Annotated in this window: 24 protein-coding genes, 1 tRNA gene and 1 pseudogene; 16 read left to right on the forward strand and 10 right to left on the reverse strand. The window is 59.5% G+C overall.

Annotation, left to right across the window (positions count from 1 at the left end; all coding sequences use genetic code 11):
• Positions 1–8 precede the first annotated feature (8 nt).
• Genes AC1D1M_RS05430 through AC1D1M_RS05450 form a run of 5 tightly spaced genes read left to right on the forward strand, consistent with a single transcriptional unit; the run spans position 9 to position 4,546 of the window.
• The gene (locus AC1D1M_RS05430) at positions 9–950 is read left to right on the forward strand and encodes an ABC transporter substrate-binding protein (protein WP_477774829.1); all 942 of its coding nucleotides are present in this window, start codon (positions 9–11) and stop codon (positions 948–950) included.
• Positions 950–1,939: a FecCD family ABC transporter permease gene (locus AC1D1M_RS05435; RefSeq protein WP_477774830.1), complete on the forward strand. Its 990-nt coding sequence runs from the start codon at positions 950–952 to the stop codon at positions 1,937–1,939. Before AC1D1M_RS05430 ends, AC1D1M_RS05435 begins: the two co-directional genes overlap by 1 nt.
• On the forward strand, positions 1,932–2,963 hold the full coding sequence (locus AC1D1M_RS05440; protein ID WP_477774831.1) for a FecCD family ABC transporter permease: 1,032 nt from the start codon (positions 1,932–1,934) through the stop codon (positions 2,961–2,963). Before AC1D1M_RS05435 ends, AC1D1M_RS05440 begins: the two co-directional genes overlap by 8 nt.
• Positions 2,964–2,975: 12 nt before the next feature.
• Positions 2,976–3,767, forward strand: a complete 792-nt coding sequence (locus tag AC1D1M_RS05445) for an ABC transporter ATP-binding protein (RefSeq protein ID WP_477774832.1) — start codon at positions 2,976–2,978, stop codon at positions 3,765–3,767.
• Entirely contained in the window at positions 3,764–4,546 is a 783-nt protein-coding gene (locus tag AC1D1M_RS05450) for an IucA/IucC family C-terminal-domain containing protein (RefSeq protein ID WP_477763523.1), read from the forward strand. Before AC1D1M_RS05445 ends, AC1D1M_RS05450 begins: the two co-directional genes overlap by 4 nt.
• Positions 4,547–4,621: 75 nt before the next feature.
• Here the strand turns inward: AC1D1M_RS05450 and aldA are convergent, their stop codons facing one another.
• Genes aldA through AC1D1M_RS05470 form a run of 4 tightly spaced genes read right to left on the reverse strand, consistent with a single transcriptional unit; the run spans position 4,622 to position 9,386 of the window.
• Complete coding sequence (gene aldA / locus AC1D1M_RS05455) at positions 4,622–6,055, reverse strand: aldehyde dehydrogenase (RefSeq protein ID WP_477774833.1); 1,434 nt, start codon at positions 6,053–6,055, stop codon at positions 4,622–4,624.
• A 19-nt stretch (positions 6,056–6,074) separates the two neighbouring features.
• Complete coding sequence (locus AC1D1M_RS05460) at positions 6,075–6,875, reverse strand: aldolase/citrate lyase family protein (RefSeq protein ID WP_477763525.1); 801 nt, start codon at positions 6,873–6,875, stop codon at positions 6,075–6,077.
• A 14-nt stretch (positions 6,876–6,889) separates the two neighbouring features.
• Entirely contained in the window at positions 6,890–8,074 is a 1,185-nt protein-coding gene (rhmD, locus tag AC1D1M_RS05465) for an L-rhamnonate dehydratase (protein ID WP_477763526.1), read from the reverse strand.
• 16 nt (positions 8,075–8,090) lie between these two features.
• Positions 8,091–9,386: an MFS transporter gene (locus tag AC1D1M_RS05470; protein ID WP_150727122.1), complete on the reverse strand. Its 1,296-nt coding sequence runs from the start codon at positions 9,384–9,386 to the stop codon at positions 8,091–8,093.
• Between the two features lie 125 nt (positions 9,387–9,511).
• Between AC1D1M_RS05470 and AC1D1M_RS05475 the strand changes: the two genes are divergently transcribed.
• The 5 genes from AC1D1M_RS05475 (at position 9,512) to AC1D1M_RS05495 (ending at position 16,207) form a co-directional block, all read left to right on the forward strand.
• Positions 9,512–10,453, forward strand: a complete 942-nt coding sequence (locus AC1D1M_RS05475) for a LysR family transcriptional regulator (RefSeq protein ID WP_477763527.1) — start codon at positions 9,512–9,514, stop codon at positions 10,451–10,453.
• Between the two features lie 176 nt (positions 10,454–10,629).
• Positions 10,630–13,461 (forward strand): xanthine dehydrogenase family protein molybdopterin-binding subunit, encoded by a 2,832-nt coding sequence (locus AC1D1M_RS05480; RefSeq protein ID WP_477774834.1) that lies wholly within the window; start codon positions 10,630–10,632, stop codon positions 13,459–13,461.
• Positions 13,454–13,993 (forward strand): (2Fe-2S)-binding protein, encoded by a 540-nt coding sequence (locus AC1D1M_RS05485; RefSeq protein WP_007982256.1) that lies wholly within the window; start codon positions 13,454–13,456, stop codon positions 13,991–13,993. Before AC1D1M_RS05480 ends, AC1D1M_RS05485 begins: the two co-directional genes overlap by 8 nt.
• Positions 13,994–13,995: 2 nt before the next feature.
• The gene (locus AC1D1M_RS05490) at positions 13,996–15,234 is read left to right on the forward strand and encodes a c-type cytochrome (protein ID WP_477774835.1); all 1,239 of its coding nucleotides are present in this window, start codon (positions 13,996–13,998) and stop codon (positions 15,232–15,234) included.
• 1 nt (position 15,235) lies between these two features.
• A complete protein-coding gene (locus AC1D1M_RS05495) occupies positions 15,236–16,207 on the forward strand; it encodes an XdhC family protein (protein WP_477774836.1) in 972 nt (323 codons plus the stop codon).
• Between the two features lie 117 nt (positions 16,208–16,324).
• Here the strand turns inward: AC1D1M_RS05495 and AC1D1M_RS05500 are convergent, their stop codons facing one another.
• A complete protein-coding gene (locus tag AC1D1M_RS05500) occupies positions 16,325–17,608 on the reverse strand; it encodes an NAD(P)/FAD-dependent oxidoreductase (RefSeq protein WP_477774837.1) in 1,284 nt (427 codons plus the stop codon).
• Positions 17,609–17,792: 184 nt separating this feature from the next.
• Between AC1D1M_RS05500 and AC1D1M_RS05505 the strand changes: the two genes are divergently transcribed.
• From AC1D1M_RS05505 to AC1D1M_RS05515, 3 genes and pseudogenes are all read left to right on the forward strand, one after another.
• Positions 17,793–17,869, forward strand: a tRNA-Val gene (locus AC1D1M_RS05505).
• 121 nt (positions 17,870–17,990) lie between these two features.
• Positions 17,991–19,244 (forward strand): annotated as a pseudogene (locus AC1D1M_RS05510) (IS3 family transposase).
• An 809-nt stretch (positions 19,245–20,053) separates the two neighbouring features.
• Positions 20,054–20,710, forward strand: coding sequence for a trypsin-like peptidase domain-containing protein (locus tag AC1D1M_RS05515; RefSeq protein ID WP_477774838.1), 657 nt, complete (start codon positions 20,054–20,056; stop codon positions 20,708–20,710).
• Positions 20,711–21,281: 571 nt separating this feature from the next.
• Here the strand turns inward: AC1D1M_RS05515 and AC1D1M_RS05520 are convergent.
• Positions 21,282–21,488 carry a hypothetical protein gene (locus AC1D1M_RS05520; RefSeq protein ID WP_477774839.1) on the reverse strand — a complete coding sequence of 69 codons (207 nt, stop codon included), beginning with the start codon at positions 21,486–21,488 and terminating at the stop codon, positions 21,282–21,284.
• A 252-nt stretch (positions 21,489–21,740) separates the two neighbouring features.
• On the opposite strand from AC1D1M_RS05520, the gene AC1D1M_RS05525 reads away from it, so the two are divergent.
• Positions 21,741–21,935 carry a hypothetical protein gene (locus tag AC1D1M_RS05525; RefSeq protein ID WP_477774840.1) on the forward strand — a complete coding sequence of 65 codons (195 nt, stop codon included), beginning with the start codon at positions 21,741–21,743 and terminating at the stop codon, positions 21,933–21,935.
• A 75-nt stretch (positions 21,936–22,010) separates the two neighbouring features.
• Here the strand turns inward: AC1D1M_RS05525 and AC1D1M_RS05530 are convergent, their stop codons facing one another.
• On the reverse strand, positions 22,011–22,763 hold the full coding sequence (locus tag AC1D1M_RS05530) for a carbonic anhydrase (protein WP_477774841.1): 753 nt from the start codon (positions 22,761–22,763) through the stop codon (positions 22,011–22,013).
• A 203-nt stretch (positions 22,764–22,966) separates the two neighbouring features.
• Here AC1D1M_RS05530 and AC1D1M_RS05535 point away from each other — a divergent pair, with 203 nt between their 5' ends.
• Positions 22,967–23,422: a DUF2214 family protein gene (locus AC1D1M_RS05535; RefSeq protein WP_477774842.1), complete on the forward strand. Its 456-nt coding sequence runs from the start codon at positions 22,967–22,969 to the stop codon at positions 23,420–23,422.
• A gap of 185 nt (positions 23,423–23,607) precedes the next feature.
• Here AC1D1M_RS05535 and csrA read toward each other — a convergent pair whose 3' ends face one another.
• Complete coding sequence (gene csrA, locus AC1D1M_RS05540; protein WP_053161267.1) at positions 23,608–23,799, reverse strand: carbon storage regulator CsrA; 192 nt, start codon at positions 23,797–23,799, stop codon at positions 23,608–23,610.
• Positions 23,800–24,049: 250 nt separating this feature from the next.
• Between csrA and AC1D1M_RS05545 the strand changes: the two genes are divergently transcribed.
• Complete coding sequence (locus tag AC1D1M_RS05545) at positions 24,050–24,415, forward strand: SPOR domain-containing protein (RefSeq protein WP_477774843.1); 366 nt, start codon at positions 24,050–24,052, stop codon at positions 24,413–24,415.
• 82 nt (positions 24,416–24,497) lie between these two features.
• On the opposite strand, the gene AC1D1M_RS05550 is transcribed toward AC1D1M_RS05545, so the two are convergent.
• Together AC1D1M_RS05550 and AC1D1M_RS05555 are read right to left on the reverse strand one after the other, a co-directional pair.
• On the reverse strand, positions 24,498–25,187 hold the full coding sequence (locus AC1D1M_RS05550) for an endonuclease (protein WP_477774844.1): 690 nt from the start codon (positions 25,185–25,187) through the stop codon (positions 24,498–24,500).
• A 4-nt stretch (positions 25,188–25,191) separates the two neighbouring features.
• Complete coding sequence (locus AC1D1M_RS05555; protein WP_477774845.1) at positions 25,192–25,461, reverse strand: DUF1654 domain-containing protein; 270 nt, start codon at positions 25,459–25,461, stop codon at positions 25,192–25,194.
• Positions 25,462–25,501 lie beyond the last annotated feature (40 nt).

The following is a 25,501-nucleotide window of genomic DNA, read 5'->3' on the forward strand; positions in this document are numbered from 1 at the left end:
ACAAGAGCATGCCCAGTCTCACTAACCCGCTCAAGAACGAACAGGTCAACACGCCCTCCAGGCGCACGCTGCTGCGCCTGTCCCTGGGCATGCTTGCACTCAGGTTTACTCCGTCGGCCTGGGCTCAGGCCGACGCCGCGCCGCTGCGGGTGATCACTCTGTTTCAGGGCGCCACGGACAGCGCCGTGGCGTTGGGCATCACACCCTGCGGCATCGTCGATTCCTGGAGTGAAAAACCCACCTATCGTTATCTGCGCTCGACGCTGGAGGCGGTGCCCCATGTCGGTCTGGAAACCCAGCCGAGCCTTGAGGACATCGCGCTGCTCAAGCCGGACGTGATCATCGCCTCGCGCTTTCGCCATGAGCGCATCGCACCCTTGCTCAAGCAGATCGCCCCAGTGCTGATGCTGGAGGAGGTGTTCGAATTCAAAAAGACCCTGGCGTTGATGGGCCTGGCCTTGTACCGCCAGCAGCGGGCCGACGAAGTGTTGGCCCGCTGGCAACTGCGCACGGCACAACTGCGCCAGCAACTGCAGCACAGGTTTGCCGGGCGCTGGCCACCCACGGTGTCGATTCTGGATGTCCGTGAAGACCATATCCGCAGTTACTTGCCGGCCAGTTTTCCAGGTTCGGTGATCAGCGAACTGGGGTTCGGCTGGAGTGAGGCCAGTCGGGCGGCGAGCGGGGTATCGATCAAACTCACCAGCAAGGAGAGTCTGGCGGTGGTCAATGCCGACATTTTCTTTGTCTTCTTGCGCGCGGAGAAACCGGCGGTGCAGCGAAATTATGAAAGCCTGGTGCGGCATCCGCTGTGGCAGCAAATGCGTGCGCCGCAACAGGGGCAGGTGTGGCGGGTCGACGGGGTGGCCTGGAGCCTGTCGGGCGGGATGCTCGGGGCGAACCTGATGCTCGATGACATTGCGCGGTTGGTCACGGCGGATGCGACCTGATGAGCAATGGTTTGAAAGTGTGCTGTGCCGGGGTCGTGTTGCTGCTCAGCGGCGTGCTGAGCCTGGCGGTCGGAGCGACCTGGATTCCCTTGTCGCAAATTGCTGCAGCGTTCGTGCATCCCGACCCGCTGAGCGTCAGTCATGTGCTGGTGACCACCACACGCCTGTCGCGCACCTTGATGGCTATGGCCGTGGGCGCGAGCCTGGCAGTGGCGGGGGCCTTGATGCAGGCGCTGACGCGCAATCCGCTGGCGTCCCCCGGTTTGTTCGGGATCAATGCCGGTGCGACTTTTTTTATCATCCTGTGTTCCTCATTGTTTTCCCTGTCATCCCCGGATGCCTGGTTGTGGTGCGCGTTCATAGGCGCGGCCGTGGCTGGCAGCCTGGTGTGGCTGATCGGCAACATGGGACAGGGCAGTCTCAGCCCGTTGCGCATTGTGCTCGCGGGTGCGGCGATGGCGGCGTTGTTCTCCGCGTTCAGCCAGGCGTTGCTGGTGGTCAATCAGGATGGGCTGGACACGGTGTTGTTCTGGCTGGCGGGCTCGTTGACCGAGCGCAGCCTGTCGGTCGCCGCGCCACTGCTGATGTGTGGCTTACTCGGGCTGTTCGGCGCGATGTTGCTGGCAGGACAGGTCAACGTGCTCAACGCCGGCGAGGAGATTGCCACCGGCCTGGGTCAGCGCACCGGTTTGATCCGGCTGCTGATGAGCGTGCTGGTGGTCTGTCTGGCGGGCAGTGCCGTGGCATTGGCCGGCAGCATCGGGTTTATCGGTTTGCTGGTGCCGCACATGGTGCGCAAGGGCTTGTCCATCGATCATCGCTGGTTGCTGCCGGGGAGTGCGCTGCTCGGCGCGATTGTCCTGCTGCTGGCCGATACCTTGTCGCGGGTGTTGATCCTGCCGCAGGAGATACCGGTGGGCGTGATGACGGCGTTGTTCGGCGCACCGTTTTTTATTCTGTTGGCCCGGCGCGGAGGCCGTTATGGATAAGGTCCTGACCTGGCGCCGTAGCGGGTTTTCCCGGCGGATCAATGTCGCCACGTTGTGGCGGTTGCTGGCGGCGTTGATGGTCACGGCGCTGATCATGCTCGGCTCACTGTCATTGGGCAAAGTCATGCTGTCGCCGCTGCAGGTGCTGCGCATTTTGCTGTCTAGCCAGGACGCCAGCCTGACGTTCATCGTCGAGCAACTGCGCTTTCCGCGCATGCTGCTGGCGGCGCTGGTGGGGGCGGCGTTGTCGGTGTCGGGGCTGATTCTGCAAAGCATCATCCGCAACCCGCTGGCGTCACCTGACTTGCTGGGTATCACCAGCGGCGCCAGTGCGGCGGCGGTGCTGTATTTGTCGTTTTTCTCCGTCGCTCTGGGCCAACAGTATCTGCCGCTGGCGGCGATGTCCGGCGCGGGGCTGGCGGCATTGGCGATCTATCTGCTGGCCTGGAAACAGGGGGCCTCACCGCTGCGCCTGGTGTTGATCGGGGTCGGCATCAGCGCGATGTTGACCGCCGCGACCACCTTTATTCTGGTCTTCAGTCCGCTGACCACGACCCTGTCGGCTTATGTCTGGCTGACCGGCAGCGTGTACGGCGCCAGTTGGCCGGAACCGCTGGCGCTGGGTGGCTGGTTGTTGGGTATTTGCCCGTTGCTGGTGCTGCTGGCCCGGCAGGTGATGGTGCAACAGCTGGATGACTCTCTGGCCCAGGGCATCGGCGTTCGCGTGCAGTGGCTGCGCGCCGGTTTGTTGTTGGTGAGCGTGGCATTGGCCGGTGCGGCGATTGCCTGGGGTGGGGCGATAGCGTTTGTCGGGCTGATTGCGCCGCACATTGCCAAGCGTCTGGTGGCCCCGGGTTTCGCTGGTCAGGCGCTGATGGCGACGTTGGTCGGGGCGAATCTCGTGGTGCTGGCCGACCTCGCCGGGCGTGTCCTGTTTTTGCCGCTTGATCTGCCGGCCGGGATTTTTGTCGCCGTGCTGGGCACACCCTTTTTTCTCTATTTGTTGATCAAACAGCGTCATTGAGGAATTCAACGTATGACGTCGATTGCAAGTCGCGGCCTGACCCTGAGTTATCAGCGCCAGGTGATTATTGACGCGCTGGACATGCAACTGCCCCAGGGCAAGATTTCGGTACTGATTGGCAGCAACGGCTGCGGCAAAAGCACCTTGCTCAAATCCTTCGCCCGACTGCTCAAACCGCAGCAGGGCTCGGTGATTCTCAACGGTGTGGATATCCAGCAAAAGTCCACGGCCGCCGTGGCCCGGGAGTTGGCCATTTTGCCTCAGACCCCCAGCGCGCCGGAGGGCATCACCGTCAGGCAGTTGGTGGCGCTGGGGCGTTATCCGTATCAGAGCTGGATGCAACAGTGGTCGGCGCAAGACGAAGCCATGGTCAACCGCGCGCTGGCGCAAACCAGTCTGCAGGCCCTGGCGGACCGACCGGTGGACGCGTTGTCCGGCGGGCAACGCCAGCGTGCGTGGATCGCCATGACCCTGGCCCAGGACACCGGTATCGTGCTGTTTGATGAACCCACCACCTTTCTCGATCTGGCGCACCAGATCGAGGTGCTGGACCTGCTGCGCGACCTCAACCGGCTCGAGAACAAGACCATCATCATGGTGCTGCACGACCTCAACCTGGCCTGTCGTTACGCCGACCACATGGTTGCGGTGCACAACCGGACGGCCTTTGCCCAGGGGCGGCCCGACGAGGTGTTGACCGAGACCCTGGTCAAGACCGTGTTCGACCTCAATTGCCGGATCATTCCCGATCCGTTCTTCGCAACGCCACTGTGCATTCCGTTCGGCCGGGAGTTGCCGCAATGAATCTGGCCTGTCATTTCACGACAACGGAGTGGGCGGTACTCTCGGGTGGCTTGCGGCTCAGGGACGGCACCGAACGCGACCCGTTGCGTTCACTGATGGCCCGGGACTTGTTGCAGGAGGACGTGTGCGAGCAACTGCTGGACACCCTGGGCCCGGTGATCGGCTCGCCGACCCGGGCGATCACGGCCTCGCTGCTGGGCAAGCGCTTGTCGTTTCTGGCGACCGGCGCCTGTTTGTATGCGATGTCGGTGTATGACAAAGGGCTATTGCTGACGCTCGACAACACGGTGATTGAATACGGACACGATGACGGGTTGTGGACGTCTTCGATGCCGCTGCATCACGGTCAGCCGCTGACCTATGGCCGCAATGAGCGCGAGGCCTGGAGGGAAGCCCTGGTGCAGGGACTGTTCGCTGGATTACTGAAACCGTTATGGCAAACCTTCAACCGGGTCAGCGGTGTTTCCCGGCGCATTCTCTGGGAAAACACCGCCGTGCGCGTGTATTCGCTGTATGAAAAACGTATGGCGAAAATCGAAGATCCGTCAGTGCGCGAGCGCTGTGAAGCGGATTTCAATTGGCTGCTGACACAAGCCGAGCCTGCGCTGTTCGGTCTCGATTACAACCCGCTGAGTCATTTCCGCCGACCGCCGACGCTGGTGGACGAAGGTCAGCGCAGCATTCGCTTTCGCCGAACTTGCTGCTTCTACTACCTGGCCACCGAGCCTGCTGAATACTGTTCGACTTGCCCGTTGCTACGCCCGGGGAAATGCCGATGAGATGTGCATTTCAGGGGGGGGGGCAGGCGCCTGAGCGATGGCATAGGCGCGTGCCCTTCACAGAAAGGGCGTGGCTCAGCCTTGCAGATAGACCGCGTGGGTATGGGTGTATTCGTACAGCCCATGCTTGCCATCCGCGCCACCGATGCCGGACTTGCGCACGCCAGCGTGGAAACCCTGCATCGCTTCGAAGTTCTCGCGATTGACGTAGGTTTCGCCAAAATCCAGCTCGCGCATCGCCTGCAGGGTTTTGCTCAGGTCGCGGGTGTAGATCGACGATGTCAGGCCATAGTCGCAGTCGTTGGCCAGGGCGATGGCTTCGTCCAGGTCATCGATTATCTGGATCGGCAGCACCGGCCCGAAAATCTCTTCGCGCATGATCTCCATGTCCGCGCGGCATCCGGCCAAAACGGTGGGCTGGAAGTGGAAGCCATTCGGCAGGTCGGCCATCTGCCCGCCACTGATCAGGCTTGCACCCTGGCTCAATGCGGTGCGGACTTTGCGGTTGACGCTGTCCAGCCCCTGGCGGTTGATCAGCGGACCCATCTCCACGTCGGGCTGGGCAATCGGGTCGCCATAGCGGGTCGCGCTCATTGCTGCCGCGATGCGTTCGATGAACTGATCCGCCACCTTGCGCTCGACATACACCCGCTCGGCACAGTTGCACACCTGCCCGCTGTTGATGATGCGCGAATCGCGGATCGCCCTCACGGCCAGGTCGAGGTCTGCATCCGCCAGCACAATGGCCGGCGCCTTGCCGCCCAGTTCCAGATTGAGCTTGGTGATGTTTGGCGCGGCGGCGGCCATGATCCGCGAGCCGGTGTCGACGCTGCCGGTGAAACTGATCATGTCCACGCCCTTGTGCGAGCTCAGGACAGCGCCGACCTTCCCATCGCCACAGACCACGTTGAACACGCCGGGCGGCAGGTCGGTTTCGGCCACAAGTCGGGCGAATTCGAAGCAGTTGTTCGGGGTTTCTTCGCTGGGCTTGATGACGATGCTGTTGCCGGTCAGCAGGGCCGGGGCCATCTTGCGGGCGATCAGGAAGAACGGGAAATTCCATGGCAGGATCCCGGCCACCACGCCCAACGGTTTGCGGAACAGGAAGATGTTTTCGTTCCGGCGGTCACTGGTGATGATCTCGCCTTCGATGCGCCGGGCCCATTCGGCCATGTAATCAAGGTAGTCGGCGGTGAAATTGACTTCGACTTCCGCCAGAGCGCTGATCTTGCCTTGTTCCAGGGTGATGGTGCGCGCCAGGTGCGCGACGTTTTCCCGCAGTTTGGCGGCGATCCGGCGCAAGTAGCCGGCGCGGTCATTCGCCGGTTTGCGCGCCCAGTCTTTCTGCGCTGCACGGGCGGCAGCGAGGGCGCGCTCGACGTCCTCGGCGGTCGAGGCCGGGACTTTCGACAGCACGGCGCCGGTGGCCGGGTTGATCACATCGAGGTGGGCAGCGCTGGGCACGAACTGGCCGTCGATGAAGTTTTCGTAAACAGGCACGGATGACATGGTGCGACTCCTTGGCAGATCAGTAAGTGCGTGACGGCGCTTGAGTGGTAGCGGGTTCGCGGTAGCGGGCGAGGGTGGCCATGGCGCCTTGGCGCAGCAGGCTGATGTCGATGGCCACGGCAATGAACTGGCAGCCCCAGCGCTGGTAGCGGCGGGCGTCTTCTTCGTTGGGGGCGAGGATGCCGCAGGCCTTGCCGGCCACCAGCGTGGCGTTCACGGCGTGTTGAATCCGCTCCTGGACTTCCGGATGGCCGGGGTTGCCGGCATGACCCAGGCCGATCGACAAATCCGCCGGCCCGATAAACACCGCATCCACGCCCTCGACGGCGGCAATCGCTGCGACGTTTTCCACGCCGGTGCGCGATTCCACCTGCACGATCAGGCACAGTTGTTCATGGGCGGTATTCAGGTAATCGGGCACGCCGTCCCAGCGGGTGGCACGGGTCAGGCCGCCGCCGACCCCGCGAATGCCGTGGGGCGGGTAGCGCATGGCGCGCACCAGTGCCTGTGCCTGCTCGGCGGTTTCGACCATCGGGATCATCAGCGTCTGTGCACCGATATCCAGCAGTTGCTTGATCAGGTTGGCATCACCATTCACCGCGCGCACCACTGGCGCAGTCAAATAAGGCGCCACGGCCTGCAACTGAGCAAGTACGCCGGGCACGGTGTTGGGCGCGTGCTCGCCATCGATCAGCATCCAGTCGTAACCGGTGGTGGCGACGATCTCGGCGGCGTAGCCGGTGGCGAACCCGGCCCAGATGCCATATTGGGGCGCTAAGCTGTTCAGCGCGGCCTTGAACGCGTTGTGCGGCATGTTCATGTCGAACTCCTTTCTCAGCGGTTATACGGCCGATGCAGTTGGCATTCCGGGTTGAGGGTCACGCCAAAACCTGGCTGGTCGAGCGCGGACAGGCGCATGCGGCCATTGACCGGCACCGGTTCGCCGAGTAATTGCGGGTGGAACATCGGCACTACTTCGTCAGCCTTCGGCGCCATCATCAGGAACTCGGCGAAGGGGCTGTTATGCCGGGTAGCGACGAAGTGGTAGCTGTAAACCGAAGAGCCGTGGGGGATGACCAGCGCGTTGTGGGCGTCGGCCAGGGCCGAGATCTTCACCAGTTCAGTGATCCCGCCGCACCAGCCGACATCCGGCTGGATGATGTCGCAGCAACCCATTTCCAGGAGCATGCGGAAGCCCCAGCGCGTGGCTTCATGTTCGCCGGTGGTCACCAGCATGCCCTTGGGCACGTTGTTGCGTAGGGCCGCGTAACCCCAGTAATCGTCCGGCGGCAGGGCTTCTTCGATCCATTTCAAGCCGTATTCGTGGGCGCCAACCGCCAGTTTGGTGGCGTAGTTGAGGTCCAGACTCATCCAGCAATCGAGCATCAGCCAGAAGTCCGGGCCGACGCGTTCGCGCATGGTCGCCAGTTCTTCGAGGTTCTTGCGCAGACCTTCCTCGCCTTCGGCCGGACCGTGGTGCAGCGGCATCTTGCCGCCGATGAAGCCCATTTTCTGCGCCAGGTCCGGACGGGCGCCAGTGGCGTAGAACTGCAATTCGTCGCGCACCGCACCGCCGAGGAGCTGATGTACGGGCTCCTGGCGGATCTTGCCGAGCAAGTCCCACAATGCCAGGTCGACGCCGGAGATGGTGTTGATGACGATGCCCTTGCGCCCGTAATACAGGGTCGACTGGTACATCTGGTCCCAGATTTTTTCGATGTCGGTGACTTTCGCCCCTTCAAGGAAGCGCGCCAGGTGCTTCTCGACAATGTAGGCGGCCGGCTCGCCGCCAGTGGTCACGGCAAAGCCGATGGTGCCGTCGCTGGCTTCGATTTCCACCACCAGGGTGCCGAGTACGTTGATGCCGAAGGTGCGGCGGCTCTGGCGGTACTCGGGGTATTTGCTCATCGGCGTGGCAATGTGATCGTCGATCCAGTGGCCGTCGGCCTGGTCGTGATAATCCGCGCCGCCGCCTCGCAGAGTGAAAGCGCGGACGTGTTTGATGGTTGGAATGCCCATGGTGTGACTCCTCAGGTTAAACGGTGGCCGGTTTGTTCGAGGCTTTATGGCCGGGCGCGCGTATGCCCAGCACCAACAACGCGGCGATGACGGTGGTAGCGGCCAGCACGTACAAGCCTGCTGCCGGTGAATGGAAGGCGCCTTCGGCCCAGTTCTTCAGCACCGGGGCGATGAAGCCGCCGAGGGCGCCGAACGAGTTGATCAGGGCGATCCCGGCCGCGGCGGCGCTGCCGGCGAGGTAGCTGGAGGGGAAGGTCCAGAACACCGGTTGCACGGCGATGAAGCCGGAGGCGGCAAAGCACAGGGCTATGATCCCCAGCAGCGGGTTGCTGAAGGTCACCGAGCAGGCGATGCCGGCAGCAGCCATCAACAGGGTCAGGCACGCGGTGCGGCGGCGTTCGCCGGTGCGGTCGCTGTAGCCGGGAATCAGGTAGGCGGCGATCAATGCGCAGATCCACGGGATCGCCGTCACCAGGCCGACCATCAGCCCGACCTTGGTGCCCAGCAGTCCGCCAACCTGGCTCGGCAGATAAAACACCACGCCGTAGACGCTGGCCTGGATCAGCAGGTAGATCAGGCACAGGTACAGCACCGAGGGTTGGCAGATCACGTTGAGCAGGCTGCGGCCGTGGTTCTGTTTATGGCTGTCTTCCTGATCGAGCAGGCTCTGCACTTGCTGGCGTTCCTCGACGGTCAGCCACTTGGCGTCGGCCGGCCGGTTGTCCAGGTACCAGTAGGCCCAGATGCCCACCGCCGTCGCCATCAGGCCTTCAACGGCAAACAGCCACTGCCAGCCGTGGAAACCGGCAAAGCCGTCCAGCTCCAGCAACAAGCCAGACAACGGGCTGCCGAAGATGAACGCCAGCGGCGCACCGAAGTAGAAGAAACCCATGGCCTTGCCGCGCACGGCGCTGGGGAACCAGTAGGTGAGGTAAAGGATCACGCCGGGGAAGAACCCGGCTTCGGCCACGCCCAGCAGAAAGCGCAGGATGTAGAAGCTGGTTTCAGTGTGGGCGAAGACCATGGCGGCGGAGACCAGACCCCAGGTGACCATGATCCGGCACATCCACAGGCGGGCGCCGACGCGATGCAGGATCAGATTGCTTGGCACTTCGAGCAGTGCGTAACCAGCGAAGAACACGCCGGCACCGAAGGCGAAGGCGGCATCACTGATGTTGGTGTCGGCCTGGAAAGCTTGCTTGGCGAACCCGACGTTGGCGCGGTCGAGGAAGGCCATGATGTACATCAGCAGGAGAAACGGCAGTAGCCGCCAGGAAATTTTGGCGAGCAGAGGCGCGGGTAGAGTCTTCATCGCAGTTTTCCTTTGGTAGGGCATTTGTTCTTATGGGGAAGACTGTACGGCTGCAGATCGATGCGTTACAAATCGAATCTAGCTCACAACTGATACCTTTAGGGTATCGATAAAAAAGGCCCGCCATGACCACGCCGACCATCTCCCGCAGCCTGCTCAATCGCCTGCGCTACAAGCATCTGCACATGCTGGTGACGCTCAGCAGCAGCCAGAACCTGCACCGCGCTTCGCAAAGCCTGAACATGTCGCAACCGGCGGCAACCCGCATGCTCCATGAGATTGAAGACATGTTCGGCTGCGATCTGTTCGAGCGCCTGCCGCGGGGGATGCGCCCGACAGCGCTGGGTCAGGAGCTGATTCGCTTTGCCGAGTCGGCCATCAGTGGCCTCGACCGTTGTGCCGAGGACCTGATGGCGCGGCAGCAGGGCGGCTACGGCTATCTGTCGATCGGTACCATCATGGGCGCGGCGCCGGGTCTGGTCATGGATTCGATTGCCGAAATCAAGTCGCTCAATCCGCAGCTGCGGATTCGCATCATGGGCGACACCAGCGACCAGGTGATCCAGTTGCTGGAGCAGGGCCGTATTGACCTCGCCATCGCCCGGCGCAATGCCGCCACCGACAGTGAGCATTACGTCTTCGAGCAATTGGGTAACGAACGCTTGCTGGTGGTGGTGCACGCCGGCCACCCGCTGGCCCGGCGCAAAAAACTGGACATGGCAGAGTTGGTCAACGGGTGGCCGTGGATCCTGCAACCGGAAACCAGTCCGGCGCGCATCGGTCTGGATCAGGCTTTGCAGCGCCTGGCGTTGCCGTTGCCGGCAGACATCATCGAATGCAGTTCGGTGTACTCCATGCAGCAACTGATTCAGCTGACCGACGCGATCATGGTGCTGTCGGAAACCGCATTGCGTGACTATCTTAAAATGGGACTGGTGGTGGCGCTGCCGGTGGAACTGGATGTGCAAATGGCACCCTTCGGGCTGTTGTTGCGCAAGGGCGAGCACATCAGTCGGGAGTTGGGGTTGTTCATCGATCTGCTGCGTCGAAAAGTCGCGGTTTTTTGATTTCTTGGTCAGTTTTTGGTTTTCCGCGAAGGCATAAGCCTATAAACTTAACCTTTCGGTCAGCTTTGCACTGTCAACAACAGCCCTTTGCATCGTCGAAAAGGGCTTCTGCAAGACTCGAGATTTCCAGAACATAACCAGAAGGGCGGACCCCATAACCGCCCAGAGGATGATCCATGTCCAACCGTGATATATCCCGGCGCTCGTTCCTTCAGGGCGGGCTGGTAGCGGGTGTGAGCGTGACGCTCACGCCATTGAGCAGCCAGGCGCTGGCCGCCTTGATGGAAAACAGCGTGACCGTGCCGTCCGAGCAGTGGCTCGGCAACAATGGCAAGGCGCGCGCCCGTAACGATGCCTTGTCCAAAGTCTGCGGCAGCAAGGTCTTTGCCCGCGACATCCGCGCCAAGGACATGCCGGGCTGGCCGCAGCAGCAAGGCCACGCCATGCTGCTGAAAACCATCAAGGCCGACCACATCTTTGCAGGCATCGACCTGTCGTGGCTCGGTGCCGAGTTGCAACCGGACCGCATCGTCACTGCCGAAGACCTGGTCAAGGACGGTATCGTGTTCCCTGAGGAGCACGCCCCGGATCCGCTGTTGCCGGCCGGCAAGGTGCCGATGTTCATCGGGCACCCGGTGGCGATCCTGATCTGGAACGATTTCGAGCGCTTCCGTCAGGCCAAGAACCAACTCAAATTCAATGACAAGGCGATTCGTTACGGTGCCCAGGTGCCGTTCTACGAAGGCGATCCTTATGGCAGCTTCCGCTACGTGCGAGTCGGCGGCGCGACCTCGGCGGACGAAGACGAGTTCGCCAGCCTCAAGGATTCGATCCTGTTCCCGATGCTGCGCAACCGCCGTCCGGTGTGGAATGCCCAGCCGAACCTGCACGGCAACCTGACCGAGCGCGGGTTGTTCTACGCCGAGCGCATGAAGCAGCAGATCGATACGCCGCCAGACAACTGGCTGGTGTTCGACGAGCGCTACAAGACCCCGTCGATCGAACCGGCCGCCCTGGAGCCGGACAACGGCAACGGCTGGTACGACCCGGCCACCAAGACCCTGCATTTCGTGGTGGCGACACAGTGTCCGCTGGAAGCGGCGACCGAAACCGCGAAGATGATCGCACCGTCGCGTTTCGGCCTGGCGAACCTGAACATGCACCCGGGTTACACCGTCGGTTATGGCTCGAAAGACCACAACATTTTCGTCTACTACGCAGCGCTGGCGGCGTTGTACGGCGCCGGTGTGCCGGTGCGCCTGGCCAACGACCGCTACGAGCAGTTCCAGAGCGGCATCAAGCGTCACCCGTTCGACATTCGCTACCAATTGGCGGTGGACAAGAACGACCACAGCTTCAAGATTTTCCGCTCCGAGATGAGCGTCGACGGTGGCGGGCGAATCAACTACAGCCCGTCGGTGGCTGCGGTGGGCGCCACGGCAGCGCAATCGATCTACTACATGCCGCAGAACGATCTGCAGGTCACGGCCTATCACTCCCGCGCCGTTGAAGCCGGGTCGATGCGCGGCTACGGCACCCTGCAGAGCATGGCGGCGACCGAGATGATGGTCGACGAAATCGCAGGTCGCCTCGGTGTCGATGCCATTGAGCTGCGCCGCAAGAACGCACTGCGCTCGGGCATGAAAAACACCCAGGGCGCGATCCCGGCCGGTGCCTTGCGCCTGCACGAGATTCTCGACAAGGCGGCGGTCCACGACACCTGGAAAAACCGCGAAGCGATCAAGAAACAACGCGAAGCCGCCGATCCGGACAGCTGGTACGGCGTCGGTTTCGCCATCTGCCAGAAAGACTTCGGTACCGGTTCCGAAGCGCCGATGGCCAGCATTGAATTCACCGCCGAAGGTCGCATCAGCCTGCGCCACATCGGTATCGAAATCGGCACCGGCATGTCCACCTCGCAGGCCATGGTCGTGGCAGATTTCCTCGGTATCCCGGCGCACGAAGTGAAGACCGGCGAAACCGAATGGAAAGAGTTGCAGCTGATCAGTGGCGGCAACCCGTACATCATGAGCCAGGCCGAGCAGGACAATTTCCTGCGCAATCCACGCTGGGTCGGCAAGGTCGCTTCGGCTTCGTCGGCCACCAACTCGGCGTACTACTTCAGTCACGCCACCCGTGAAGCGGCGCGCGTACTGTTCAACCACGGCCTGTGGCCGGCGGCGCTGGAGATCTGGCGACAAGGCCCATACGGCGGTCAGGCCAACCCTTACGTGGTGCGCCGCGAAGACGCCCATTGGGTCGACGGCAAACTCACCGCCAACGGTATGGAGCCACTGCCATTCGCCATGCTCGCCAAGCGCGTTCACGAGCGTGGCCTGGTGAGCGGCGCCACCGTGCACGGTTTCAACCGCTGGAGCTGGGCCGAGGCCGAGTTCAGCATCGACGGCGTGCGTGAGCGTTTGCCGCTCGATGGACTGGCGGTCAAGTACGGCGACGGTGCACCGAAGGCGAAGAAGGCGCAGATGAACAGCGCCGGATTCCATCTGCTGGATCGGCAGGGTATCGCCTACCCGGCGACCCAGCTGAACAACGCGGCGGTGACTTACTACAGCCCGGTCGCGACGCTGGTGGAAGTGAAGGTCAACAAGGGTTCGAACGAAGTGTCGGTACTCAACCATCACTCGTGGGTCGAGTGCGGTCGGGTGCTGGTGGAAGAACTGGTCAGGGGCCAGCTCGAAGGCGGGATCGCCATGGGTATCGGCCATGCGCTGATGGAAGAGATGCCGCTGTACGAAGGCGGGCCGGGGGAGGGTGACTGGAACTTCAACCGTTACCGCCTGCCGATGGCGCGTCACGTCGCGGTGTGGAAACAGACGGCGGACATCCTGCCGCCACTGTCGCCAAGCGACCCGTCCAAGGGCATCGCCGAAGTGGTGATGATCCCGGTGGTCGGCGCCATCGGCAACGCCGTGGCCCATGCCATCGGTAAACGTGTCCGCGACCTGCCTATCACTTCTGCACGCATCAAGGAGGCCCTCAATGGCTAACCGTCCGCTTCAACTGACCCTCAACGGTCAATCCGTCGGCCCGGTGGACATCCCTGATGACCTGCCGATGATCGACTACCTGCACGAATACAAGAACCTCACCGGTTCGCGCCTGGGCTGCGGCCAGGGCATCTGCCACGCCTGTGTGGTGATCGTCGACAACCCGGACGGCACCAGCGAAGAAGTGCGCACCTGCATCACCGGCGCACACTATTTCGAAGGCAAGAAGGTCCGTACCATCGAAGGCCATGCGACCCGCGACGAGCAGGGCAAGGTCACCGAGCTGAACCCGATCCAGCAGCGTTTCGTTGATGAATTCGCCTTCCAGTGCAGCTACTGCGCGCCGGGCTTCGTCAATGCCGCGACCGTGCTGGTGGAGAAGCTGCAGCGTCAGCCCATCGTCAAAAGCCAACTGGAAAAAGTCATCGAGGACAGCCTCGGTCATCACATCTGCCGTTGCACCGGGTACGTGCGCTACTACAGCGCCACCCGCAACGTGCTGACCGATCTCGGCCTGGTCAAGGAGGGTTAAGCATGAAGCTTCTACTTAGCCGCCTGGCGTTGGCGGTTGGTCTGGCTGCGCCTGTGGTGGCAGCTCACGCGGATGATGCGCAGGTCAAGCAAGGCGAGTACCTCGCCCGCGCCGCCGACTGCATGGCGTGCCACACCGCACCGGGTGGTGCGCCCTATGCGGGCGGCCTGCCGATCGTGTCGCCGTTCGGCACGATCTACGGCACCAACATCACCCCGAGCAAAGAGCACGGCATTGGCTTGTACAGCGATGACGAGTTCTTCGCCGCGCTGACCGAAGGCAAGCGCCGCGATGGCGCGAACCTGTATCCGGCGATGCCCTACACCTCGTATCACCTGATGCCCCGTGCAGATTCCGACGCGATTCATGCCTACCTGAAAACCGTCGAGCCGATCGAGCGTGCCGCGCCGGTCACCAGCCTGAGCTTCCCGTTCAACGTGCGCCTGGGCCTGATGGGCTGGAACATGATGTACGGCAAGGACGTGAAGCTGGAGCCTGCCGAAGGCAAGAGCGAAGCCTGGAAGCGCGGCCAGTACATGGTCGACGTTCTGGGTCACTGTGGCGAATGCCACACCCCACGCGGCTTGCCGGGTGCGATGCAGCAGGACAAACGCATGACCGGCGGCATTCTCAATGGCTATCTGGCGCCGAGCCTGCTGGCAACAGATCTGGCGGCCCGTGGCTGGAATCACCAAGACCTGAGCTCGTTCCTCAAGCACGGCATGAGCGCCCAGGGCACGATGTTCAACGAGATGTTCCCGGTGTTCCACAACAGCACCCAGGGCCTCAGCGATCCGGATCTGGCGGCGATGGCGACTTTCCTGCTCGGCGATCAGCCGCCAGCGGCGAAGGTGCTCACCGAAGTGCCTTTGGACAAGCTGAGCCCGAGCGCCCAGCGCGGCCGTCAGGAATATTTGAATGTCTGCGCCGGTTGCCATGCGCCGGGCGGTGAGGGCAAACCGCACATCGCCGTGGCCATGCGTGGCAACACCACGTTGCGCCTGGAAGACCCGCGCAACCTGGTGCGGGTGATCGACGACGGTATCGGTGAGCAGAAGTTCTCCGGGTTCGAGCACATGCAACCGATGCCAGGATTCGCCAAGAAATTGAGCGACGGGCAACTCACGGATCTGCTGAACTACCTGCGTCAGGGGTGGGGCGGTCAGCCGAATGATCTGGCTGTGAATGACGTGCAGAAGTTGCGTGCCGATGCGCCGCCGCTCGAGCACAAGGCGCACTGATATGCAGCATCTCGATCTGCAAGTGGTACGCCGGGCGCTGGAATGGTCGACGGCCGGTCAGCGCATCTGGCTGTGTACGGTGCTGGCCACTTATGGCTCGGCACCGCGCGCACCGGGTTCGCTGCTGGCGGTGAACACGCAGGGGCACTGGATTGGCTCGTTGTCCGGTGGCTGTGTCGAGGAGGACTTTCTCGAGCGAGTCGCCGAGGGCGCATTTCTGGAGCCGGTCGGCGTTGTTCGTTACGGCGAAGGCGACGATCCGCGCTCCCGCGTGAGCCTGCCGTGCGGCGGGGTGCTCGACGTGCTGGTCGAGAAGCTGGATGCCGAATGTGACGTGCAAGCGCATCTGCGCGAGCTGGAGTCGGCACTGTTGGGCCGACGTCGGTTGATCCGCGAGGTTGATCTGCTCAGCGGTGCGCGCAGTCTGTTCGATGATCGTGAGCAGGGTGTGCGTATCGAGCGTGAAATCGACCGGGTGCGTGTGCGCGTCGGCGCGGCCCAGCGCTTGCTGCTGGCGGGGTATTCCAGTGTTGCACAGGCCTGTGCGGAGTTTGCCGTGGGGCTTGGGTTCGAGGTGATTCTGTGTGACCCGCGGGACGAAGTGCTGGAAGGCGTCGTGCTGGAAAACGTGGAGATTCGTCGTCAGTTGCCATCGGTGTTTATCGCCGATGGCGGTTGCCACAGCGACACCGCGGTAGTTGCGTTGACCCACGATCCACGTATCGATGACCTGGCGATGATGGAGGCTGTTCGCACCGAGGCGTTCTACATCGGTGTGATGGGCTCCATGCAGACCTCGCAAAAGCGCTTCGAGCGCTTGCGGCGTATTGGTGGGCTGGGGGATGTCGAGTTGGGGCGGATTCATGCGCCAATCGGGCTGAATCTGGGCAGCAAGACACCAGCAGAAATCGCCCTGGCGGTGCTGGCGGACATCCTGCGGATTCGTAGCGGTATCCCACGAGATCGTCTCTAACCCAAAAAACCTGTGGGAGCGAGCTTGCTCGCGATGAGGTCGTAACATCCAACATATTCGTTGGCTGCTAGACCGATATCGCGAGCAGGCTCGCTCCTGCAATGTATTGCGTGCCGCTTAGTACCCGAACCTGTCCCGCAATCCGTAATACCAAGCGCCCAGCGCCGCGAACGGGGTACGCAGCATTTGTCCGCCGGGGAACGGGTAGTGGGGCAGGTCGGCAAAGGCGTCAAAACGCTCGGCCTGGCCGCGCAGCGCTTCGGCCAGGACCTTGCCCGCCAGATGCGTGTAAGTCACGCCGTGGCCGCTGCAACCCTGGGAGTAGTAGATGTTGTCACCCAGTCGACCGACTTGCGGCAGGCGCGACAACGTCAGCAGGAAATTACCGGTCCACGCGTAATCGATCTTCACGTCCTTGAGTTGCGGGAATGCCTTGAGCATCTTCGGCCGGATGATCGCTTCGATATTCGCCGGATCCCGCGCGCCATACACCACGCCACCACCGAAAATCAGGCGCTTGTCGCCGCTGAGGCGGTAGTAGTCGAGTAAGTAATTGCAGTCTTCGACACAGTAATCCTGAGGCAGGAGGGTCTTGGCCAGTTCTTCACCCAGTGGCTCGGTGGTAATTACCTGTGTACCGCAAGGCATCGACTTGGCGGCCAGTTCCGGCACCAGGTTGCCCAGATAAGCGTTGCCGGCGACGATGATGAATTTGGCCCGGACCTTACCCTGCGGCGTGTGCACCACCGGATTCGCGCCGCGCACGATGCGCACAGCGGGCGACTGCTCGTAAATCGTGCCACCCAGGGACTCGACCGCCGCCGCTTCACCCAGTGTCAGGTTAAGCGGATGGATGTGGCCGCCACTCATGTCGAGCATCCCGCCGACGTACTGATCGCAAGCCACTACTTCGCGGATGCGGCGTTGATCCATCAACTCAAGCTGGGTGTGACCGAAACGCTCCCACAGGCGCTTCTGGGATTCGAGATGACCCATCTGCTTGGCGGTCATCGCGGCGAACACACCACCGTCTTTCAAATCGCACTGAATGTTGTACCTGGCGACGCGCTCACGAATGATCCGACCACCTTCAAAGGCCATCTGCCCCAGCAATTGAGCCTGCTTGGGGCCGACAGTGCGCTCGATGACATCGATATCGCGGCTATAACTGTTAACGATCTGGCCGCCATTACGCCCGGACGCCCCGAAACCCACCTTGGCGGCTTCGAGCACCGTGACCTTGAAGCCGCTCTCCAGCAGAAACAGGGCAGAGGACAGCCCCGTATAACCGGCGCCAATCACACAGACATCGGTCTCGACGTCATCCTGCAGCGCCGGGCGCGTCGGAACCGCATTGGCCGATGCGGCGTAGTAGGACTCGGGGTAGGGAGTGTTAGCCATCCGGCAGCCTCTGTTTAATATATTTTACGAGTGCGTTGATCCTACCCGAGTTGAAAATCGCCCGCCAGCCACCCGGAAAATCTTCTTTGCACGCGAAAAATTAAATATTTTGCATATTCATAGGGTTAGCTCGAAAAAAGGTGTTGACACCCCTCGGGAATTCCGTAGAATGCCGCCTCACAGCAGGCACGTAGCTCAGTTGGTTAGAGCACCACCTTGACATGGTGGGGGTCGTTGGTTCGAGTCCAATCGCGCCTACCAAACAAAATCCGCTCTGCTGGGCGGTCTAGAAGGGCTCACCGAAAGGTGGGCCCTTTTTTGTTGTTTGTGTCCCGTCCTGAATAAGGTTTACACCTTCTGATCTGCTTTTCAGGAGGACGTAATGGAATCAGCAAAAAGGCGGAGCCAGCGAGACTACACGCTGACCTTTAAATTGTCGGTCGTCGATCAGGTCGAAAAAGGCGAGCTGAGTTATAAAGAGGCCCAGGAGCGCTACGGGATTCAAGGCAAAACGACCGTTCTGACGTGGTTACGCAAGCACGGTCGGCAGGATTGGAGCCCAGGCACATACATTGGCTCGCCGAGGATGGGGTCTATGCCCGACAAAAACCGACCATTAACGCCAGAGCAACGCATCAAAGAGCTTGAAGAACAGTTGGCGCTGTCCAATCAGAAAGCGCAGTTTTTCGAGGCGGTCGTGGATGTCTTGAAAAATGACTACGGTCTCTCTGTCGTAAAAAAGCGTCCCGGCAAGTCCTCGCGCAAAAACGAATCCAAAACCTGAGCATCAGCAGGGCTTGCCAGTTCATGGGGATAAGCCGCCAGGCTTACTACAAACGTAATCGTGCCGATGCTGCTCGTCTGGTTCTGGATCAGAATATTGCCGATTTCGTTCAGCAAAAACGTCAGCGGCAGCCGCGCTTGGGCACCCGAAAGCTGCATTACCTGCTGCATTGTCAGCCGCAGCTTGAGCTGCAAGTGGGTCGAGACCGTCTGTTTTCAATTCTGCGCGAGAGGCGTTTATTGGTGGCCCGCAAGCGGGCGTATCACAAGACGACTGACAGCCATCATCGCTTTCGGCGCCATCCGAACCTGCTCAAACCGGGTCCTGATCAAGTTGTTCCCAGCGCCCCGGAACAAGTCTGGGTGGCCGACATCACCTATCTGCCCACTCAGGAAGGTGTGGCCTATCTGAGCCTGGTGACGGATGCCTTTTCGCGAAAGATCGTGGGCTATCACGTCCATGAAAGCCTGCACACCGAGTCGGTAGCGCATGCACTGCGTCGAGCAGTGAGTCAGCGTCAAACCGTGCAGCAGTTGATCCATCACTCGGACAGAGGTAGCCAGTACTGCTCGGGAATGTACCAGGCGCTGCACGCGAAACACGGCATCCGGTGTTCGATGACGGACGGCTATGACTGTTATCAAAACGCCCTGGCAGAGCGGGTCAATGGGATATTGAAAACAGAGCTTTTGCTCCAGCGACCACAGGATTTAACGCAGGCGAAGAAGATGGTGAGTGAGTCGGTCTCGATCTACAACCGCGAGCGCCCGCACCTGTCTTTGAAATACAAAACGCCCGATGCGGTGCATCGGGCGTTGGGGTGAAACAGGTGTAAACCTATTTCAGGACTAGACATTGAAATTCTATGAGACTTTTCTTGGTCTACTTAAAGCGAGAGGCCTAAGCCTCTTGCGCCGCGTTACTGCGCCGTCGTTTGTACGGCGATACTCATGATCCCCCTATAGCCGGTGTTACCGCCCGATATTCAATAGTGATGTTCGTAGTGTCCACTACATAACAGCGCATGAAGCCAAGCTCCAATGTCTTTACCGTTAACCCTGTCAGTGACGGCTTAATATCTTGGCGCCTGGATGTATAAATAAAGCCGTGAGGAATAATCATGCCTTTAACTCTGGCAGTGTCTAGTTTGCCGGCTATGGATGACTGTTCTTTAGAAAGGTTAGTTTACTTGGTACTACCGCTCAAACCCGTTACTTCGATATTGAAACGGTCCGAGTTTTCTATTGGCGAATTGCCTGTTGTATAGGCGTCCGATGTAAATGTTCTTGCGCTTGCGCTTGCGCTTGCGACTGCTTGCGACTGCTTGCACTTGTCGCTCTTGTAGGTGACGGGCATAGCGATTGATTCAGGTAGGCGCCACTCTCCATGACTGTTGGTGCCATTAACGAAAAAGTCTATAGAAACTCTTGTTTTTCTTCCTCGTTTTTAACACTTTTCAGGCGCCAAATATTTGAACTTTTGAGTTGATCGAAAAGCGATTGGCCTTAGCGCGATTTATTCATACGCGTCATTACAATCTCAGCCATAAGTAAGAAAACGTCCAGCTAGAACAAGCGGCGAGGAGTACTACAACCCGACAAAAGCCAAAATACTGACAACAAAAAACAGTCACATTCTCCCAATTAAGTCGGTGATATATCATGATCAAGATCATGGCCTACTTTTTAATTGGAGCTTTAACTGCAGGATGCAACGGCATCGTAAAACCCGACTTTTCGGGTCCTGCCAATGATTCATACTTTTTAGTCCACTCGGGGTTTCCCGCACCGTATCTATACATGGCCTCGGCCGTGCAATGGAACGATGACTATGCGGTAACCACCCGCCACACTCCGTTCATCCCCAACGTGAAGTACAGTTGCAGCACAGGCTGCGATCTCGTCTTCATCCTGCACAAGGCCAACGGCCGCTACCCATCATGGCGCGCACCGCGTGTGGGCGAAAGCATAACTGCCGTTGGGACGAGTCCTTACCTCCTGACCACTACCGGGAAAGGCAAGGTGTATCAAACGCCGTTCGTCAATGTCGATGAACACAGCGGTGATCTCTATGCCATCCATGATGCCCCGCTGATCAAGGGTATGTCGGGTGGGCCGGTCCTCACCAGTGACGGCTGTATTGTCGGCATCAATATCGGTTTCTACTCAACCACTCTTAACGATGTGAGCAGTCACGCCGGCGTAAAGGGGGCTGAGAGGATCAGCATCTTTATTCCTTACTCGATCATTCAGCGCGAGTGGGGGATATTGCAGGCAAAACTTAACGATCCACACGGCGCGAGGTATGTCGTAAAGTAACTTTTAGCTATCAACCAATTGGCCATCGTGTCTAACAAACAAAATTTGCTCTACCGGGCGGCCAGGAAGGGCTCTCGGTAGTGGGTTTTTCATGAACATGCATCTCCATTCGTCAAGCCGGATAAGTGAGTAGGTCAACTGACTGCCAATCAGGCGCTAGCGTTTGCTCAAGGCATGAGCTCGCATAACGCACTTTGTTTTATCCAAGGATGCTCACTGCTACAGACAGCGCCTGCTGTAGTGCCAGGCTTAACAATTTCGATGCGCTGAAGGACCTCGTTTTTTGCTCGTAGGCAAGGAGCATAAAACCCTTTTTAGTACCAAGAATCATTATCGATCTTCAGGGAAGCTGACTGTGGAGTTATGTTTAGTTCATGGATTTTCAATCCACAAGTCATTGCGTGTTATTTGCTGAATCTTGCATCCAGCTGGTAATCACTTCGCTGTATTTGAAAGATGGGATGCCCGGATCAGAAAAGCAGTGTCGGGTCATCAAGGCGCGACGATTGCTGAACAGATACCGGATGATTACCGAGTAAATCGTTCAGATCGTCGCCTGCCTGCGTAGACGTCAGAGGGCAAAGGTCGCTGCAAGGCCATGCTGGCCTTCCTGTGCTCCAGCGATCAGGTGCAGTGGAATGTTCTGCTGTTCTTCAATGGACGGTACTTCGAAGCTTCCTACAATCTGGAAGTGTCGCTCGCTCAGTTCGGTCGACTTTTCTGCTTTTTCCTTGGCCATTCTCGCGTGGTTCATTGCGATTTCGTTGAGCGTTGACACGTTGCATCTCCCGGTGACTGACCAAGCGTATCGCTGGAGTCCTTAAGCATTAGTTGAATGGCTACAGCGTCAGAGTTATGTCGTTCCGGCCGCTGCTACGCGCGATCTTAGCAATCCTCGAGCCACGGATGCGGGTGAATTCTTCGTTGTGTTTTCGTAGGCGACGAATGGCGGGTCACGGTGGATGATAGTCCGGATTCTTTGCCATTCAGGCGTAAACTAGTGGGGCTGCCTCATTGAAAGGAGCCGCCTATGAACGTCGATCAAATCAGCAAGCAGGCATCTGTGGACAAGGCTGTTTGGGATCAATACTTCTGCGCTGCATTGATTGCCGAAAGCAATTTGACTGCCCCGGTTGTGGGCGGTGCTACGCACGAAGACAGGCAGAACCTGCTGATCGAGAGAGCTAAAACCCTCGCCGACAAAATGATGGAAAACCGAAAATAACCGGAGCCCAGCCATCGCGCTGGGCTCTTTGCATGCGGGGTCATGCACCGATGCTGGCGATGTGCGCGTTGCGGGTCAGGCGATCAACTCTACCTTGCCGCTTGCCAGGCGATAAATGCCTCCCACGATCTTCAACATGCCCTTGCTCTGCGCGTCGGTCAGCAATGGCGAGGCCTGTTTCAGGCTGTTGACAGAATTTTTGACGTTCTGCGCGGTGGCGTTTTCCATCAAGCTCCCGGGTTGCTTCAGTACTGTCTCGATTGCCGACTTGAGTGCGTCAGTCAGTTTCGGGATATGACCGGGGAAAACCGTCTGATCCTTGACGGCCTTGATGCCTGCCTCAATGGCGCCACAGCTCTCATGACCGAGTACGAGAATCAGCGGTGCGCCCAGTACGGCAACCCCGTATTCAAGACTGGCCAAGCCTTCCGGGGTCACGAAGTTGCCCGCGACGCGGATGGAGAACAGATCGCCTCGCGCGGTATCAAACGCATATTCCGGGGCGATCCGCGAGTCAGAGCAGCTCAGCACGGCCACGAACGGATTCTGACCGGACACCAGGGCCTCTCGCTCCGCCTTGAAATCATGAGTCTTGGAAGTACCGCTTACATATCGTTCATTGCCCTCCATCAGTCTTTTCAACGCCATATCGGGACTGATTACGTTTTGAGGTTTTGGTGGGGCTGACGCTTTTTCGGCTGCCTGGATGATCTTGCCGGGCAGTGTGCCGGTCAGCAGCAGTGCGCCTGCGCTCAATCCGGCAAATTGAAGAAAACGACGACGGCCTGTTGTGTTTGAAGCAGAGCTTGAATCACATGATTCACACATGATTTTGTTTACTCAGTTCAATGCGGTGAGAGTGAGTTGCTGTTGGGGCTGGTACTGTCACGGACGTTCAATACCAGCGCAGTGGAGTCTAGTTGGTCTGTCATATTGTGTTCCGCGCATTGTCCGCAGATGCCGTGCAAGCAGCCATTTCATGGGCTACTACTGACAGGCTCATACAACTTCGACCTGGCAGGAGTTTCTCGATGCTGACTCACTGGTTTCTAGCGGCGGTTCATCTTTTGGCATTTGCCTTGGGATTTTGGGCGGTGTTGGTTCGAGGCACAGCTTTTCGGCGTTTGGCCGATGGGGCCGCAGAAGTGCGCAGTGTTCTGATGGCGGACAATATCTGGGGTATTTCAGCTGTCGTTTTACTGATCAGCGGGGGGATGCGAGCCTTTGGCGGGTACGAGAAAGGTACGGACTATTACCTGCATCAGCCGCTGTTTCATCTGAAGATGACGCTGTTCGTCCTGATCTTGCTGCTGGAGATTGCGCCAATGGTGACGCTGATCAAATGGCGGATAGCGCTTGCCCGTAAAGAGGCGATCGATACAGGCCGTGCGAAGCTGTTTGCACGGATCAGTCATGTCGAGGCGCTGCTGGTGCTGCTGATGGTGGTGGCGGCGACTGGTATGGCGCGTGGCGTGATGTTTGGTTGAACACGCAGCTAACGCGTACTTCCATGGGGTGAACCAGAAAAGTCTGACAGCCAGAGCGTTGAGCTTGTCGCTAGTATCAGCCCCTGGAGGCTTGTGTGGGAAAGCAGGCGGAAGCGATGCGATGCTGAATCTTTAGCCAGCCGTGATTCCGGACTGAACGGGCTGGCTACTGACTGCAACAGGATTCAGGGTTGCGGCTTTTCCGGGGCGGTCAGGCCAGCCTGAATGCGCTGATAAATTTCTTCACGATGCACTGCAACGTCCTTCGGGGCGTTGATGCCGATCCTGACTTGCTGGCCGCTTACGCCCAGGATGGTGATCGTAATGTCATCACCAATGTTTATGCTTTCACCGACTTTGCGGGTGAGTATCAGCATGGTCTTCTCCTTGATTGCTTTGTGGGGCACCTGATTCGGACAGTGCAGAGGTCGGTGGTATGTATAGATTAGTGCGAAGTCTCGCGGTTTGGGTGCCTCTTTCTGACGCGCAGATGCGGCATTAATTCCCAAGGCGTAACTATACAGAGGCCGCAACCATCATTCTCGTTGTTTTGAGCCCATTTTACGGCACTCGCGAAGTATTCATGGATGTTAAAATCGCAGCTTTATGCATTTAGAGGGAAACGCCGTGCGCAAAATGGTTTTGGTAATCGCGATATTGGCGCTGGCGGGGTGTGGCGAGGGCAGTAGTGTGGATGTGCCGAAGCCTAAACCGGCCATGGCTGCCGTACCCGCGCCAGTGTCCGGTCCGCAATGGGATCTTGAAGTGCGAGGTGAAACCCCTCAGGCCGTCAGCGATTTGAGTGGCTGGCTGATCGAGCACAGTTTCATGTCCAGCGTCGTCAAGGAAAATGGCAATACGCGAATTCTGATGGGGCCGTTCAATTCGAAAGCCGAGGCCGAAGCCAGGCAGGATGAAGTCCGTGCCGCGCTGACGCGCGCGAAGAAGCAGAATATCGAATTGCTGGTGCTTGAGCGTCCGGCCGCTCAATAACGTTCTGTAGCGCAGACATTGAAGAAACAAAAAAGGCCTCGGGTGTTTAGTCCCGAGGCCTTTTTTGTTTCAGTGTCTGGATTCAGCCGCAGGCCTTCATGTCTACCGGGCCGACGAACTCGTTGCCGCGCCCCATGACGCACCCCACGCTCTGGTTGCGTTGGCGCTCCCACGCCTGTACCGGATAGGTCTTATCCCAGGCTTCATACAGTTGCCGATCCTGTTTCGACAGGCGCAAGCCATATTGCTTGCTCATGTAGAAGTAGGTCCTGGCGATCATGCCGCGAATGGAAGGGCGGGGCATGACTTTCTTGGCCTTGAAGTCGACCTGGGTCAGGCAGGAACCATATTGTCCCGACTGCTCGGGCAACCAGCCGAAGCTGAAGTTGCTGCGATCGCCATTGACCTCGCCAATGCTGGGCACCAGGTTGTGCAAATCAGCTTCGGCCTTCTGGTAAACCGGGTCGTAGCGGGTGCAGTTCTTGCGACCCCCTTCTTGCCAGCACTGGCGTTGATGACCGATTTGCCAGGCCGGAACAATATGCTCCCACTCGATGCGGGCTGCGCGTTTGGCATTTTTACGTGGCACATAACCGCAGGCGGTAAGGTTCACCCGGTTGCCGGTGTACTTGCAGCCACAGTAAAACTCGGTGGATTGGGGAGCGTAGAGCTTCCACGCCACCTTTTTCGCTTCGGTGAAGGTACGCGGGGCGTCGGCTTGCGCGCCCATGACAAAAAACAGAAACAACAAAGCAGACCAGCGGACACTCATCGGCTCAATCTTCCTTCGGCACAACCCAGAAAATCTGCACGCCGCCATCGTCGCGATAGGCGAGGGTGACGTTGTCGTTCTCGTCGATTTCTTCCAGCAAGCGTTCCCATTCATCCATCGGCTCGTCAGGAAGGCGGAAGATCAGTGCTGCCCTGGCCTTTTGTGCGGTGGGAGAGTTGATGATTTTCTGAACGCGCAGGCCCATGCGTACATAGGTGTCAGGAGAGGCAGAGGTGGTGTCCACGGGATTATCCTTATTAAGCTGTACGTGCATACAGTATTTAACTGTAGGACATTTCGCAACTGCTTAAAAA

Source organism: Pseudomonas sp. P1_F7, assembly GCF_056405655.1.

Coding starts and splice junctions, on each gene's coding strand:
- AC1D1M_RS05430 (WP_477774829.1), top strand. CDS start 9: ATGCCCAGTCTCACTAACCCGCTCAAGAACGAACAGGTCAACACGCCC.
- AC1D1M_RS05435 (WP_477774830.1), top strand. CDS start 950: ATGAGCAATGGTTTGAAAGTGTGCTGTGCCGGGGTCGTGTTGCTGCTC.
- AC1D1M_RS05440 (WP_477774831.1), top strand. CDS start 1,932: ATGGATAAGGTCCTGACCTGGCGCCGTAGCGGGTTTTCCCGGCGGATC.
- AC1D1M_RS05445 (WP_477774832.1), top strand. CDS start 2,976: ATGACGTCGATTGCAAGTCGCGGCCTGACCCTGAGTTATCAGCGCCAG.
- AC1D1M_RS05450 (WP_477763523.1), top strand. CDS start 3,764: ATGAATCTGGCCTGTCATTTCACGACAACGGAGTGGGCGGTACTCTCG.
- aldA (WP_477774833.1), bottom strand. CDS start 6,055: ATGTCATCCGTGCCTGTTTACGAAAACTTCATCGACGGCCAGTTCGTG.
- AC1D1M_RS05460 (WP_477763525.1), bottom strand. CDS start 6,875: ATGAACATGCCGCACAACGCGTTCAAGGCCGCGCTGAACAGCTTAGCG.
- rhmD (WP_477763526.1), bottom strand. CDS start 8,074: ATGGGCATTCCAACCATCAAACACGTCCGCGCTTTCACTCTGCGAGGC.
- AC1D1M_RS05470 (WP_150727122.1), bottom strand. CDS start 9,386: ATGAAGACTCTACCCGCGCCTCTGCTCGCCAAAATTTCCTGGCGGCTA.
- AC1D1M_RS05475 (WP_477763527.1), top strand. CDS start 9,512: ATGACCACGCCGACCATCTCCCGCAGCCTGCTCAATCGCCTGCGCTAC.
- AC1D1M_RS05480 (WP_477774834.1), top strand. CDS start 10,630: ATGTCCAACCGTGATATATCCCGGCGCTCGTTCCTTCAGGGCGGGCTG.
- AC1D1M_RS05485 (WP_007982256.1), top strand. CDS start 13,454: ATGGCTAACCGTCCGCTTCAACTGACCCTCAACGGTCAATCCGTCGGC.
- AC1D1M_RS05490 (WP_477774835.1), top strand. CDS start 13,996: ATGAAGCTTCTACTTAGCCGCCTGGCGTTGGCGGTTGGTCTGGCTGCG.
- AC1D1M_RS05495 (WP_477774836.1), top strand. CDS start 15,236: ATGCAGCATCTCGATCTGCAAGTGGTACGCCGGGCGCTGGAATGGTCG.
- AC1D1M_RS05500 (WP_477774837.1), bottom strand. CDS start 17,608: ATGGCTAACACTCCCTACCCCGAGTCCTACTACGCCGCATCGGCCAAT.
- AC1D1M_RS05515 (WP_477774838.1), top strand. CDS start 20,054: ATGATCAAGATCATGGCCTACTTTTTAATTGGAGCTTTAACTGCAGGA.
- AC1D1M_RS05525 (WP_477774840.1), top strand. CDS start 21,741: ATGAACGTCGATCAAATCAGCAAGCAGGCATCTGTGGACAAGGCTGTT.
- AC1D1M_RS05530 (WP_477774841.1), bottom strand. CDS start 22,763: ATGTGTGAATCATGTGATTCAAGCTCTGCTTCAAACACAACAGGCCGT.
- AC1D1M_RS05535 (WP_477774842.1), top strand. CDS start 22,967: ATGCTGACTCACTGGTTTCTAGCGGCGGTTCATCTTTTGGCATTTGCC.
- csrA (WP_053161267.1), bottom strand. CDS start 23,799: ATGCTGATACTCACCCGCAAAGTCGGTGAAAGCATAAACATTGGTGAT.
- AC1D1M_RS05550 (WP_477774844.1), bottom strand. CDS start 25,187: ATGAGTGTCCGCTGGTCTGCTTTGTTGTTTCTGTTTTTTGTCATGGGC.
- AC1D1M_RS05555 (WP_477774845.1), bottom strand. CDS start 25,461: ATGCACGTACAGCTTAATAAGGATAATCCCGTGGACACCACCTCTGCC.